This is a genomic window from Lentzea xerophila, assembly GCF_051094245.1.
Lineage (GTDB): Bacteria > Actinomycetota > Actinomycetes > Mycobacteriales > Pseudonocardiaceae > Lentzea > Lentzea xerophila.
The window spans coordinates 6,229,161-6,241,584 of the sequence record NZ_CP194934.1 but is presented as its reverse complement, the minus strand read 5'-3'; the positions used below and the strand labels follow the sequence as shown (position 1 = coordinate 6,241,584).

The following is a 12,424-nucleotide window of genomic DNA, read 5'->3' as shown; positions in this document are numbered from 1 at the left end:
ACCATCTTTTCTAAAGCACCAGTACGAGGGAGATCCACCGTGACCGAGACCGTCGGCGGCTCAGCCAAGAAGACAGCCGCACGGGCGGCTGCGAAGCCTGCCGCGCTGAAGGTCCAGCGTGTCTACACCACCGAAGGCCGCCACCCCTACGACGAGGTCACCTGGGAGCGCCGCGACGTCGTCATGACGAACTGGCGGGACGGCTCGGTGAACTTCGAGCAGCGCGGCGTCGAGTTCCCCGAGTTCTGGTCGGTGAACGCCACCAACATCGTCACCAGCAAGTACTTCCGCGGTGCCGTCGGCAGCGACAAGCGCGAGCAGTCGCTGCGCCAGCTGATCGACCGCGTCGTGAAGACCTACGTGGGCGCGGGCAAGGAGCACGGCTACTTCGCGGGCGAGCAGGACGCCGAGATCTTCGAGCACGAGCTCACCTACATGCTTCTGCACCAGGTGTTCAGCTTCAACTCGCCGGTGTGGTTCAACGTCGGCACCAGCTCGCCGCAGCAGGTCAGCGCGTGCTTCATCCTCGCGGTCGACGACACGATGGAGTCGATCCTCAACTGGTACCGCGAGGAGGGCCTGATCTTCAAGGGCGGCTCCGGTGCCGGCCTGAACCTCTCGCGCATCCGTTCCTCGAAGGAGCTGCTGTCCTCCGGCGGCACCGCGTCGGGCCCGGTGTCGTTCATGCGCGGCGCCGACGCGTCCGCGGGCACCATCAAGTCCGGTGGCGCCACCCGTCGCGCGGCCAAGATGGTCGTCCTCGACGTCGACCACCCGGACGTCGAGGAGTTCATCGAGACCAAGGCGAAGGAAGAGAACAAGATCCGCGCGCTGCGCGACGCGGGGTTCGACATGGACCTCGGCGGCACCGACATCGTGTCGGTGCAGTACCAGAACGCGAACAACTCGATCCGCGTCTCGGACGAGTTCATGCACGCCTACGAGAGCGGCACCGACTTCGGCCTGCGCGCCCGCCAGACCGGTGAGGTCATCGACCGCGTCGACGCCAAGTCGCTGTTCGGCAAGCTCGCGCAGGCGGCGTGGGCCTGTGCCGACCCCGGCATCCAGTACGACGACACGATCAACGACTGGCACACCTGTCCCGAGTCGGGCCGCATCACCGCGTCCAACCCGTGCTCCGAGTACATGCACCTCGACAACTCGAGCTGCAACCTCGCGTCACTGAACCTGATGAAGTTCCTCGGTGACGACGGCCGCTTCGACGCCGTCACGTTCGCCAAGGCCGTCGAGCTGATCATCACCGCGATGGACATCTCGATCTGCTTCGCGGACTTCCCGACCGAGCCGATCGCGGAGACCACCCGCAAGTTCCGCCAGCTCGGCATCGGCTACGCCAACCTCGGCGCGCTGCTGATGGCGACCGGTCACGCGTACGACTCCGAGGGCGGCCGCGCGCTCGCCGCGACCATCACCTCGCTGATGACCGGTGTCTCGTACCGCCGTTCCGCCGAGCTCGCGGGCATCGTCGGCGCCTACGACGGCTACAAGCGCAACGCCACGGCCCACCAGCGCGTCATGCGCAAGCACGCCGCCGCCAACGACCTGATCCGCACCTACGGCGGAAACGACGCCGCCACGCACAAGGTCGCGACCGAGGCGTGGCAGCAGTCGCTGGAGATCGGCGCGAAGAACGGCTGGCGCAACGCCCAGGCGTCCGTGCTGGCCCCCACCGGCACCATCGGCCTGATGATGGACTGCGACACCACCGGTATCGAGCCGGACCTGGCTCTGGTCAAGTTCAAGAAGCTCGTCGGCGGCGGCTCGATGCAGATCGTCAACCAGACGGTGCCGCGCGCACTGAAGTCGCTGGGCTACCAGGACGAGCAGATCGAGGCGATCGTCGAGTTCATCGGCGAGCACGGCCACGTCGTCGACGCGCCGGGCCTGCGCCGCGAGCACTACGAGGTCTTCGACTGCGCCATGGGCGAGCGTTCCATCGCGCCCATGGGCCATGTGCGGATGATGGCGGCCACGCAGCCGTTCCTGTCCGGTGCGATCTCCAAGACGGTCAACATGCCGGAAGCGGCGACTGTCGAGGAAGTCGAGGAGATCTACTACCAGGGCTGGAAGCTCGGCCTGAAGGCGCTCGCGATCTACCGCGACAACTGCAAGGTCGGCCAGCCGCTGTCCGCCGGCAAGGGCGCGAACAAGGGCGCCGAGGCCAAGACCGAGACGGTCGTCGAGTACCGCCCGGTCCGCAAGCGGCTGCCGAAGAAGCGCCCGTCGCAGACCGTGTCGTTCACGGTCGGTGGCGCCGAGGGCTACCTGCACGCCGGTTCCTACCCGGACAACGGCCTCGGCGAGATCTTCGTCAAGCTGGGCAAGCAGGGCTCCACGCTGGCCGGCGTGATGGACGCGTTCTCGATGTCCATCTCGGTGGGTCTGCAGTACGGCATCCCGCTCGAGTTCTACGTCTCGAAGTTCCAGAACCTGCGCTTCGAGCCGGCGGGCATGACCGACGACCCGGACGTGCGCATCGCGACGTCGGTGCTGGACTACCTGTTCCGTCGTCTCGCGCTCGACTACCTGCCGTACGACAAGCGAGCGCAGCTCGGCATCTTCACCGCCGACGAGCGTTCGGCGCAGGTGGCCGGTGAGTACGGCGCCCCGACGTCCGATGTGGACCTCGAGGGCCTGCGCGGGTCGGTCGAGGCGGCTCCGGCCGTCGAGACCACGGTGGAGGCCGCCGCGCCGAAGCAGGTCGGCAGCTCGACCGAGCTGCTCGAACTGCACCTCGGCAAGGCCGCCGACGCGCCGCTGTGCATGACCTGCGGCACGAAGATGCGCCCGGCCGGCTCCTGCTACCTGTGCGAGGGCTGCGGCAGCACCTCCGGCTGCAGCTGATTCGCCCGAGTTGCGTGTGATGCGACAGTGAGCCAGGTGCGCACAGGCGTATGACGTGCACGTCCAGGTGGGGTTCAACCGCAAGGTTGGACCCCACCTCGCGTTGGCCCCGGCTACAGGGAAGTTCCGATGGATACCGATCAACTCCTGGCCGGCTACCTGGTGGTCGCGAGAGGTGTCAGGACGGACTGGCAGGACGTGGGGCTGCCGAGCGCCGGCCTGATCTCGATGAGCGACTGCGTCGTCGACCTGGTGCCGGCGAACCGCGATGGCTGGGACGACTGGTTCGACGACCCGGTGTCGGCTGAACGATCACGCACTCGTGCGGGCCGATCAGGGCTGCACGTGCTCGCGGTGGGCATCGCCGCGACCGACGCTCCGGCCGTGCTCCGGGAAATGGCCGATGCGGGCCACCACCCGGACATGGGCGGGGTGGCGGGACGCCTGGCGCGGCGGGAAGCCCTTCCCGGCGCCTGCTCCGGTGGACCGAGGGGCTTCGAGCTGGTCGGCTTCGACACCGGAGGATGGCACACGTGGACCTGCCTCGGCGGGCTCGTCGACGACGTTCGGCAGGCGACGGGCGTCCGGCCGGACAGATGGGGGTTGATCCAGGACGAGCAGGAGGCTCGTCGGGCCGCGGCGTGGCTCACGGCTTCCGGGCTGGGTGATCCGAAGGTCTTCTTGTGGGTTCCCGCTCTCCTGGTCGACGTCGGTGCGGCGCACCGTCATGGCAACTCGATGCCGTGACGGTCCGCCAGCTTCTTCTCGATCTCCGCGATCACGCACGCGATGGTCGACGGGTTGAGCCGCCCCTCCCCGAAGTGCAGGACGGTCTTGGCGAACTCGTCCGCCGCCAGCGCACGGCATTCGGCGTTGAGCGAGCGGTGGTCGACCTGGGCCTGGTTGAAGCACTCCAGCGGCTTCCTGCCGAACATGACCTCGAACTCCTCCCAGCCGCGCAACGTCCAGTACGTGTCGCGGGACGAGACGCACGTCGCCCGAAGCCACCGCCACAGGTACCGCGGGTCCTGGTGGCTCGGCGCCTCGCGGTGACACCGGCCGCACAGCAGGACGAGGTTGTCAGCGGAGGTCCTCCCGCCCAGAGCGGCGGGCACGATGTGGCATTTGTCCAGCGAGGACTTGTATCCGCAGCGCCAGCACCGTTCGTGTGCCGTGCTCCAGTCGACCGCCAGGTCGATCTCGTGCTCGACCCAGTACGCGACGATCTGCTCGTTGCTGACCATGTGCTCTCCCCAGTTGTTGCCTCTCCTGTCGGTCGTGAAGGCGATTCCGTTTCGGATGCGCGCAACTGATAGAACAACGCACTAAAGGGGGAGAGATGCCTTCGTTCGACGACTTGCGCCGTTACCTGCTCGGCCAGCTCAACGCCGCTGTCCGGCGTCCCGGCATGTACGGCGGCGAGGCGGTGATCCTCACCCTGCTCGACGCGCTGGCGTTCGCCGACGACCGCACGGACCGGTGGCAGCACGAGCTCGACGCGTTGGTGAAGCGGGGCGCGGCGAACGCGGCGATGGTGAGCGGCGCCGTGCACGAGGCGCTCGGCCACCGCAGCGAGGACGTCATGGCGTCGGTGTACGCGGATCTCGCGCACCGGCAGGGCTGGCTGTCGCTGGACGCCGACAGCCGGATCCCCGGCGTGCTGGGGGAGCGGGACTGCCTGCTCGACGACGTGATCGAGGAGTACGGCGAGCCGCCGTTGTGGCTGGGCGGCACGAACCCCAAGTACTCCAAGACGCTCGGCTACCCGGACCGGTCGGGTTCGCTGGTGTTCTTCCACTTCATGCCCGAGCTGCGGCTGATGGCGACGAGACGGGGCGACGGCGGTTTCCGGGACAGCTTCGTCTTCACCCCGGCAGGGCTGTCGCGGTGACCATCTCCGGGTAAAATCGCAGGTGATGCGCATAGTTCTGCATGATCGCGCCCGCCTGGACCTCGCATACGACTCGCTCGACGGCCTCTCCGTCGGCGACGCGCTGGGCGCACAGTTCTTCATGGTCGGCCGCTCGTTGCCCGACCTCGTGGCCGGCAAGCCGCCGCGAGGGCCGTGGGAGTGGACCGACGACACCGAAATGGCCTGCAACCTCGTCACCGAGCTCCGTGATCACGGTGGGGTGGACCAGAACCGGCTCGCGGCGACGTTCGCCGAGCGTTGCGAGCCCTATCGTGGTTACGGCGCAGGGGCTTTCACCATCCTGCGCAGGATTCGTCAAGGCACGCCGTGGAAGAAGGCGGCCTCGGAAGCGTTCAAGGGCCAGGGTTCGTGCGGCAACGGTGCCGCGATGCGGATAGCGCCACTCGGCGCGTACTTCGCCGACGACCCGAAAGCCGTTACCGCGCAAGCGATCCGGGCCAGCGAGGTGACGCACCAGCACCCGGAGGGCATCGCGGGCGGGGTCGCGGTGGCGCACGCGGCCGCCGTCGCGGCGAAGGCGCGCCTGACGGGAACGCCACCGCGTGACCTGCTCGGCACCGTGCTCGGCCATCTCGGCGAATCCTTCGTGCGCAAGGGGATCGAGAAGGCGCGCGAGATCGACAACGCCGAGGAGGCCGCGTACGTCCTCGGCAACGGCTCACGTGTGACGGCGCAGGACACCGTGCCGTTCGCGCTCTGGGTCGCCGCCCACCACCTCGACGACTACCGCACCGCCATCACGACGTGCGTCCAGGCCGGCGGGGACATCGACACGACCGCCGCGATCGTGGGCGGCATCATCGGGACGGCACCGCCGCAGTGGCGCGACGAACGCGAACCGCTGCCGGACTGGGTGGACCGCTAGTCCTTGTGCCGCTGGTAGTACCGCGCCACCCGCACCCGGTTCCCGCACGTCGCGGGGTCGCACCACCGGCGTCGCGGGTGCGCGGGCACGAACAGCAACCGGCACCCCGGCCCCTCGCACGTCTTCACCTTCCGCACGGCCGGTGACACGAGCAGTTCCGCCGCGGCGCCCGCCAGCGTGGCAAGCGCTTGCGCGACCTCGTCACCCGAGCGTTCCCGCGTCACCGTGACGCCGTCGGACCACGCCAGCACTTCGTAGGCCGGTGCTCCGCGCAAGGCCGCGTTCAACGGCGTCAGATCGGGCTCCTGGCCGTCCCGCGCCGCGAGCACCGCCGCCTCCACCTGGCCCCGCAGCTCCTCGATGGCCTCCGACCAGGGCAGACCCTGCTCGGACAGCCACTGCGGCAGCCGGTCCTCTTCGGACGTCAGCGTGTTGACGAAATCGATCGCGAGCACGATCTAACTGTACAACACTCCGACTATCCATTAGCCTAATGTGTCATGACGGCAGATATGCATGTGACGCGCCACCGGTTCGCCGACGTCGGCGGGCTCAACGTCTTCTACCGGGAGGCCGGCGACCCGGCGGCACCCAAACTCCTGCTCCTGCACGGCTTCCCGTCCGCGTCGCACCAGTACGCGCGGCTCATCGAGGAGCTCAAGGACGGCTTCCACGTCATCGCGCCCGACCACCCCGGCTCCGGTCACAGCGACGCACCCGAGCGGACGTACACCTTCGACTTCCTCGCCGACATCGTGGAGAAGTTCCTGGAGACCATCGGTTTCACGGGCTTCCGGATGTACGTCTTCGACTTCGGCGCCCCGGTCGGCTTCCGCGTCGCGACCCGCCACCCCGAGTGGATCAAGGGTCTGATCGTCCAGAACGGCAACGCCTACGAGGACGGCCTGTCCGACCTCGCCTGGGAGTTCATCCGCAACCGCGATCCGCGGACTGCCCGGAGCCTGCTGGCGCTGGAGTACACGAAGTTCGGCTACCTCGAAGGCGCGCGCGACCCCGAAACGATCTCGCCCGACACGTGGACGCTCGACCAGCGCTACCTCGACCTGCGCCCGCAACCGCAGGTGGACCTCTTCCTCGACTACCACTCCAACGTCGCCAAGTACCCGGAGTGGCAGGCCTACCTGCGCGAGCACCAGCCGCCGACGTTGATCACGTGGGGCAGGGGAGATCCGTTCTTCCTCGAGCCCGGCGCCAAGGCGTACCTGCGCGACCTGCCTCGCGCGCGGCTGCACCTGCTGAACACCGGGCACTTCGCGCTGGAGGAGGACCTGGCCGAGATCGCGGGGTTGATCAGGGGCTTCGGCTTTGACGAGTGATTTATTCATCATGTGTTGAGTTTTTGACCGGACGCTCGTAACCTCCTCTTCAGGCGGAACCGGAAGGGGTGGCCATGGCGTTCACCATCAGCTTCGGCGGCATCGACGGCACCATGCTCGCCGTCGTGGGCGGCAAGGCCGCCAACCTCGGTGAGCTCACCAGGGCCGGCCTGCCGGTGCCGCAGGGTTTCTGCGTCACCACGAACGCCTACCGCACTGTCGCGCAGGCCGACGCCGCTTCTGGGAACGCCCGCAGGACGTTGCTGGAAACCGCTGTGCCGCAGGAGATCCGGGACGCGATCGTCGACGGGTACCGCGAGCTCGGCGACGGCGTGCCCGTTGCGGTGCGCTCGAGCGCGACGGCCGAGGACCTGCCGTTCGCGAGCTTCGCGGGCCAGCAGGACACGTTCCTCAACGTCGTCGGCGAGGACGAGGTGGTCGACGCCGTGCGCCGGTGCTGGGCCTCTCTGTGGACCGACCGTGCGGTCAGCTACCGCGAGATGAACGGTATCGATCACACCACGACGTACCTCGCCGTTGTTGTGCAACGGATGGTGCAGTCCGCGATCTCCGGTGTGATGTTCACGGCCAACCCGGTCACCGGCACGCGCGACCAGATCGTCATCGACGCGAGCCCCGGCCTCGGCGAGGCGGTCGTGTCCGGCGCGGTCAACCCGGACCACTTCGTCGTCGACGGCGGCGAGATCACCGAGAAGCGGCTGGGGGACAAGAAAGTCGTCATCCGCTCGCTGCCCGGCGGCGGCACCGAGCACGTCGAGGTCGGCGAGAACGAGGAGCCGTGCCTCACCGACGGGCAGATTCACGCGCTCGCCGTCCTCGGCCGCAAGGTGCAGCAGCACTACGGCTCGCCGCAGGACATCGAGTGGGCGATCGACGCCGGCGGCGACCTGCACCTCACCCAGGCGCGGCCGATCACGACGCTGTTCCCGTTGCCGGACAACCCGGACGGTACCGCTCACGTGTACTTCTGCTTCAGCCTCGCGCAGGGCCTCGAACGGCCGATCACGCCGATGGGGCGCGCGGCGTTCCGGGAGATCTCCAAGGCCGCCTTCGAGATCGTCATCGGCGACCCGCGGAGCCGGTCCTATGTGGAGAGTGGCGAGCGGATCTTCTTCGACGTCACCAAGGTGCTGCACAGCCGCGTCGGCCGCGAGTTCGTCACGCGCCTGCTCGGCGTGATGGAGGCGCGCTCGTCGGAGGTGCTGCGCGGCCTGTTCGACGACCCGCGGTTCGCGGTCAGGAGCTCCTCGCCGACGCCCGCCCTGAAGCGGGTGCTGCGGCTGGCTCGCCGGTTCCGCGTGCCGGTGACGGTGGCGAAGGCGCTGGTGAACCCGGAAAAGGCCGTGCGGACCGCGTTGCTGATGGAACGCGAGGTCCTGGAGAGGTCCGCCGGCCTGTCGATCGAGCAGGCACTGCGGCAGTGCGTCGTGCCGATGTTGCCGCGGCTCGCACCGACCGCCCTGATCGGGTTCGTGATGCTCGGCCTCGTCGGCAAGGTCGTGCAGACGAAGCCGGGGGAGCTGCAGACCGTGCTGCGCGGCCTGCCGAACAACATCACCACCGAGATGGACCTGGCGATGTGGCACCTCGCGCAGGAGATCCGGCACGATCCCGTTGCACTGCGGCAGTTCCACGACGGCGAACGCCCCGCCGCACTCGACCGCTTCCTCGCGAGGTGGGGGCACCGCGCCGTGGCGGAGATCGACCTGGGCCTGCCCCGGTGGTCCGACGATCCGGCACACGTCGTCGGCGTCGTGAAGAACTTCCTGCGACTGGAAGGCGAGCAGGCGCACCCGGACGCGGTCTTCGCCCGCGGCGCCGCCGAAGCCGACGCCATGATCGAGACCCTGGCCCGGCGGGCCTGGGGCCGCGGCTGGTTCGTGCGCTTCGCGTTGCGCCGCACCAGATTACTCGCGGGCCTGCGCGAGTACCCAAAGTACCTGGTCATCACCTTGTTCGGCACGCTGCGCAAGCGGGTGGCCGAGATGGGCGCCCAGTTCGCCGCGGACGGCCGCCTCGGCACCGCGGACGACGTGTTCTTCCTGAACTTCGAGGAAATGCGCTCTACGCAAGGAGATCTGCGCCCGCTCGTGGCCGCGCGACGTGAGGTATACGACCGCGAGATGCGGCGCAGGCACATCCCGCGCGTGCTGCTGTCGGACGGCACGGAACCCGAAGCCGCGCACCATGGTGTTCCGGCGGAGGGCGACCTGGTCGGCACGCCGGCGTCGGCGGGCACGGTCACCGGCGTGGCGCGCGTCGTGATGGACCCGGTCGGCGCGTACCTCGAACCCGGCGAGATCCTCGTGGCACCGTCGACGGATCCCGGGTGGACGCCCCTGTTCCTGACCGCGGGCGGCCTGGTGATGGAGATGGGCGGCGCGAACTCGCACGGCGCCGTGGTGGCGCGGGAGTACGGAATCCCCGCCGTGGTGGGCGTGCGCGAGGCTGTGACGCGGATCAGGACCGGTGAGCGGATCACCGTCGACGGCAGCACGGGCGCGGTGACCACGCTGGGCTCCCCGGTTGAGGTCTCATAGCGGCAGCCGGACGCGTAATGTCGGGATTGTGGCTGAGTCCAAGGGTGAGCTGAACAAGGTCCAGCAGGGCCTCGCCGACTACCTGCTGCGTGCGGGCGTGGACGGCTTCGGTCCGTTCAAGAGTGCTCGTGAGTCCGCGTCCGACGCTCTCGCCAAGAAGGGCGACGAGGCCGACGCCGTCAAGCACCTCATCCGCAAGCACGTGGCGCTGGCAGGCGCGCAGGGTTTCGTGACGAACCTCGGCGGCCTGATCACGTTGCCGATCTCGTTGCCGTCCAACGTCGCGGCCACGTACGTGATCCAAACGCACCTCATCGCGTCCATCGCGTCGTTGCGCGGCCACGACGTCGACAGCGAAGAGGTGCAGACGGCCATCCTGCTGTGCCTTCTCGGCAATGCCGGAACCGAGCTGTTCAAAAAGGTCGGCATCAAGCAGTTCACCAAGAAGGCCACGTCGGCACTCATCACAAAATACGGTACAAAAAAGCTCGGCACGGTCGCGGCGAAGGGCGTTCCGCTGCTGGGCGGCGTCATCGGCGGTGGTGTCGACGCTGCCTCCACCCGAGCGGTCGGCGCTTTCGCGAATCGCTACTTCACTCAGGCGGACGCATTGCCGAAGGTCATCGACGGTGAGGTGCTGTCCGTGGAGATCGAAGAAGCGGGCGGAACGGCCGATTCGCGTTAACTCAGCCGGTCCAGTGCGGAACTGAACGCGTCCGACGGGATGAGCACGCCACCGCTGAACGGGTTCTGCAACTGGTAGATCGCGAACAGCAGCAGAACGAGCGTCGAGCTCAGCGTGATGGTGATCAGCAGCTGCGAGGTCAGGGTCGGACCGCCGAACAGGTACGGGAACAGCAGTGAGAGACCGGTGCCGATCAGCAGCGCGAGCCACACGACCGGGTTGACGCCGTTGCCCGCCGCGTCCAGCCGCTCCTGCCTGGCCTGGTAGACCTCCCACAGCTGGTTCGCGGCCTCGGTCTTGCGGTCCTCCTGCCAGTCGCCGTCCGGCGCCGCGGTCGCGATCGTGTCCCTGAGCTGGTTCAACGTGACCCAGCCCTGGTTGTCCACGTTCTCGCCCTCGCGCATGCGGGGCCACTCGTCCTCGACCACGGTCGACACGTAGTCGCGGATCAGCCCGTCGACCTTCGACTTCGCGGGCTCCGGCAGCGAGTCCGACGCCCAGTTGACCGCGACGAGCGAGTTGGCCTCCTTCTGCACCTGTTCCTCGGCGCTGTTGGCCGAGTCGAACAGGGAGATCAGGATGAAGGCGACCAGCACGGCGTGCAGGCCGGCGACGATGCTGAACACCGATCCGCCCGCGCCGAGGTTCTTCTCGCCCACCTCCTCCGAGCCGAACCGGCGGGTGATGACGACGAGTACGGCGGAGATGACGGCAGCACCGAGAACCCAGAGCGTGCCGCTGAGGTAAATGCTCAATTCGGCTCCTTTCTGGTGTGGGATTAGACCACGGTCTACTGTGACCGGTACAGCGCGGTCTGGGTAACGAGTAATGGTCAGGTGGGAATGCGCGACAACAGCAGAAATACCCGGTTGTCGTATTGGGTTACTCCATTCCGGTGGCGGCGGGATTTGCTCGCGTTGAGCGCCGTCTCGTCGATGCTGGTGCTTTCCGTGCCGTTCACCAGCGCCGTTGCTCAGGCCGCACCGCAGAACTGTGACGCGTTTCAAGTACGTTCATCCCATCGTGGAGGTCTCTCGACGTTCACGAAAGTGGACGCGTCATCCGGTGGGGTGACGGAAGTAGCTCGCCTCGACTACGCGGTGAACGCATTGGGATACTCGGCGGCGTTGGGCCGTCTGGTCGGTCTCACCTCCCGCGGCCACCACTGGTGGAAGAATCCGTCGCACGTCGTGCTGATCGACACCAAGGGCGTGGTCAACGACCTCGGACCCGTTGAGGCGCACTGGTTCCGCACCGACGACGTGTCGGCGGGCACGGTCGTCGGCACCACGTTCTACGTGCGCGACCACGCCCGGTTGCACGCGATCGACATCGACCCGCTCAGCGCGTCGTACCTCGAGATCGTCCGGACCGTCGTGCTCGACTGGCCCGCTCTCACGCTCGACGACTTCGCCGTCGACCCGGCGAGCGGAAGGCTTACGGGCGTCTCGGCCGCGGGCAAGGGGCCGGGTGAGGTCGTGTCGTTCGACCCGGTGTCCGGCCGGGTGCTGAGCCGGACGGAGATCGCCGGGCTGCCCGGCAAGTCGACCTACGGCGCCGTCGTGATCGACTCGGCCGGCACTGTCTACGCCGTCAACAACGGGTACAACGGCCGCAGCCGCCTCTACCGGATCACCGGCACCACCGCGGTGGAACTGTCGTCGGGCCCGCGGATGGGCATGATCGACGCGGCGGGCTGCCTGCCGGCCCCGATGCCGCCGCGCGTCGACCCTCCCGCCCCCCGCCCCGAGGTACCGCCGCCGCCACCGCCTCCCGCGCCGAAATCGACCCCGGCCCCGGTGCCGGCCCCGGCCCCGGTCGTTCCGCCGCCTCCGGCCGCCACGGCCACTGCACCCTCGGTCCCGCCGCAGCCGGTGCCGGTGCGTGCCGCGCGCCAGAAACCCCAGCCGCGCAAGGACCTCCCCCAGGAGGCGGAGACCACGCCGATGACCAAGTCCCGCAAGTGGGCGATGGTGACGATCGTCCTGGTGATGCTCGGCGCCGGTGCGGCCGCCGCACGAGCCCGCGGTTAATTCGGTTGGCATGAGGCGCCGTCGTCGCTAGCGTTGCGGACATGTTCTTCAACTGATGAAGCTCCGCAGCGCTCTCGACGCTGCCCTTGCGACCTCGGCGTCGCGCTCTTCTTCGGTGACCCTCACGCGGGTCCATCTCTCACGG

At 68.3% G+C, this 12,424-nt stretch carries 12 protein-coding genes; 8 read left to right on the top strand and 4 right to left on the bottom strand.

Annotated elements, in window-relative coordinates; genetic code table 11:
* Nucleotides 1-39 precede the first annotated feature (39 nt).
* Together ACRSBM_RS29510 and ACRSBM_RS29505 are read left to right on the top strand one after the other, a co-directional pair.
* The gene (locus ACRSBM_RS29510) at nucleotides 40-2,865 is read left to right on the top strand and encodes a vitamin B12-dependent ribonucleotide reductase (protein WP_434448227.1); all 2,826 of its coding nucleotides are present in this window, start codon (nucleotides 40-42) and stop codon (nucleotides 2,863-2,865) included.
* A 129-nt stretch (nucleotides 2,866-2,994) separates the two neighbouring features.
* Nucleotides 2,995-3,612, top strand: coding sequence for a hypothetical protein (locus tag ACRSBM_RS29505; RefSeq protein WP_434448225.1), 618 nt, complete (start codon nucleotides 2,995-2,997; stop codon nucleotides 3,610-3,612).
* On the opposite strand, the gene ACRSBM_RS29500 is transcribed toward ACRSBM_RS29505, so the two are convergent.
* A complete protein-coding gene (locus ACRSBM_RS29500; RefSeq protein ID WP_434448223.1) occupies nucleotides 3,591-4,109 on the bottom strand; it encodes an HNH endonuclease in 519 nt (172 codons plus the stop codon). The genes ACRSBM_RS29505 and ACRSBM_RS29500 overlap by 22 nt on opposite strands.
* Before the next feature lie 95 nt (nucleotides 4,110-4,204).
* On the opposite strand from ACRSBM_RS29500, the gene ACRSBM_RS29495 reads away from it, so the two are divergent.
* Nucleotides 4,205-4,756 carry a hypothetical protein gene (locus tag ACRSBM_RS29495; RefSeq protein WP_434448221.1) on the top strand — a complete coding sequence of 184 codons (552 nt, stop codon included), beginning with the start codon at nucleotides 4,205-4,207 and terminating at the stop codon, nucleotides 4,754-4,756.
* Nucleotides 4,757-4,781: 25 nt separating this feature from the next.
* The gene (locus ACRSBM_RS29490) at nucleotides 4,782-5,663 is read left to right on the top strand and encodes an ADP-ribosylglycohydrolase family protein (RefSeq protein ID WP_434448219.1); all 882 of its coding nucleotides are present in this window, start codon (nucleotides 4,782-4,784) and stop codon (nucleotides 5,661-5,663) included.
* Here the strand turns inward: ACRSBM_RS29490 and ACRSBM_RS29485 are convergent.
* On the bottom strand, nucleotides 5,660-6,118 hold the full coding sequence (locus ACRSBM_RS29485) for a CGNR zinc finger domain-containing protein (protein WP_434448218.1): 459 nt from the start codon (nucleotides 6,116-6,118) through the stop codon (nucleotides 5,660-5,662). The two genes, ACRSBM_RS29490 and ACRSBM_RS29485, sit on opposite strands and share 4 nt — an antisense overlap.
* A gap of 45 nt (nucleotides 6,119-6,163) precedes the next feature.
* Between ACRSBM_RS29485 and ACRSBM_RS29480 the strand changes: the two genes are divergently transcribed.
* The 3 genes from ACRSBM_RS29480 to ACRSBM_RS29470 all read left to right on the top strand — a co-directional run bounded on the left by ACRSBM_RS29480 (nucleotide 6,164) and on the right by ACRSBM_RS29470 (nucleotide 10,246).
* Nucleotides 6,164-7,000 carry an alpha/beta fold hydrolase gene (locus ACRSBM_RS29480; RefSeq protein WP_434448216.1) on the top strand — a complete coding sequence of 279 codons (837 nt, stop codon included), beginning with the start codon at nucleotides 6,164-6,166 and terminating at the stop codon, nucleotides 6,998-7,000.
* A 74-nt stretch (nucleotides 7,001-7,074) separates the two neighbouring features.
* On the top strand, nucleotides 7,075-9,561 hold the full coding sequence (locus ACRSBM_RS29475; protein WP_434448214.1) for a PEP/pyruvate-binding domain-containing protein: 2,487 nt from the start codon (nucleotides 7,075-7,077) through the stop codon (nucleotides 9,559-9,561).
* A gap of 28 nt (nucleotides 9,562-9,589) precedes the next feature.
* A complete protein-coding gene (locus tag ACRSBM_RS29470; protein WP_434448212.1) occupies nucleotides 9,590-10,246 on the top strand; it encodes an EcsC family protein in 657 nt (218 codons plus the stop codon).
* Here ACRSBM_RS29470 and ACRSBM_RS29465 read toward each other — a convergent pair.
* Together ACRSBM_RS29465 and ACRSBM_RS29460 are read right to left on the bottom strand one after the other, a co-directional pair.
* Nucleotides 10,243-11,001, bottom strand: a complete 759-nt coding sequence (locus tag ACRSBM_RS29465) for a DUF4239 domain-containing protein (protein WP_434448210.1) — start codon at nucleotides 10,999-11,001, stop codon at nucleotides 10,243-10,245. The genes ACRSBM_RS29470 and ACRSBM_RS29465 overlap by 4 nt on opposite strands.
* 77 nt (nucleotides 11,002-11,078) lie before the next feature.
* Nucleotides 11,079-11,207 (bottom strand): hypothetical protein, encoded by a 129-nt coding sequence (locus ACRSBM_RS29460; RefSeq protein ID WP_434448208.1) that lies wholly within the window; start codon nucleotides 11,205-11,207, stop codon nucleotides 11,079-11,081.
* A gap of 109 nt (nucleotides 11,208-11,316) precedes the next feature.
* On the opposite strand from ACRSBM_RS29460, the gene ACRSBM_RS29455 reads away from it, so the two are divergent.
* Nucleotides 11,317-12,279 (top strand): DUF6923 family protein, encoded by a 963-nt coding sequence (locus ACRSBM_RS29455; RefSeq protein WP_434448206.1) that lies wholly within the window; start codon nucleotides 11,317-11,319, stop codon nucleotides 12,277-12,279.
* Nucleotides 12,280-12,424 lie beyond the last annotated feature (145 nt).

What these genes read in the sequence shown, in the direction of transcription:
- ACRSBM_RS29480 (WP_434448216.1), top strand. Translation starts at nt 6,164, where the DNA reads ATGACGGCAGATATGCATGTGACGCGCCACCGGTTCGCCGACGTCGGC.
- ACRSBM_RS29500 (WP_434448223.1), bottom strand. Translation starts at nt 4,109, where the DNA reads ATGGTCAGCAACGAGCAGATCGTCGCGTACTGGGTCGAGCACGAGATC.
- ACRSBM_RS29475 (WP_434448214.1), top strand. Translation starts at nt 7,075, where the DNA reads ATGGCGTTCACCATCAGCTTCGGCGGCATCGACGGCACCATGCTCGCC.
- ACRSBM_RS29495 (WP_434448221.1), top strand. Translation starts at nt 4,205, where the DNA reads ATGCCTTCGTTCGACGACTTGCGCCGTTACCTGCTCGGCCAGCTCAAC.
- ACRSBM_RS29505 (WP_434448225.1), top strand. Translation starts at nt 2,995, where the DNA reads ATGGATACCGATCAACTCCTGGCCGGCTACCTGGTGGTCGCGAGAGGT.
- ACRSBM_RS29490 (WP_434448219.1), top strand. Translation starts at nt 4,782, where the DNA reads ATGCGCATAGTTCTGCATGATCGCGCCCGCCTGGACCTCGCATACGAC.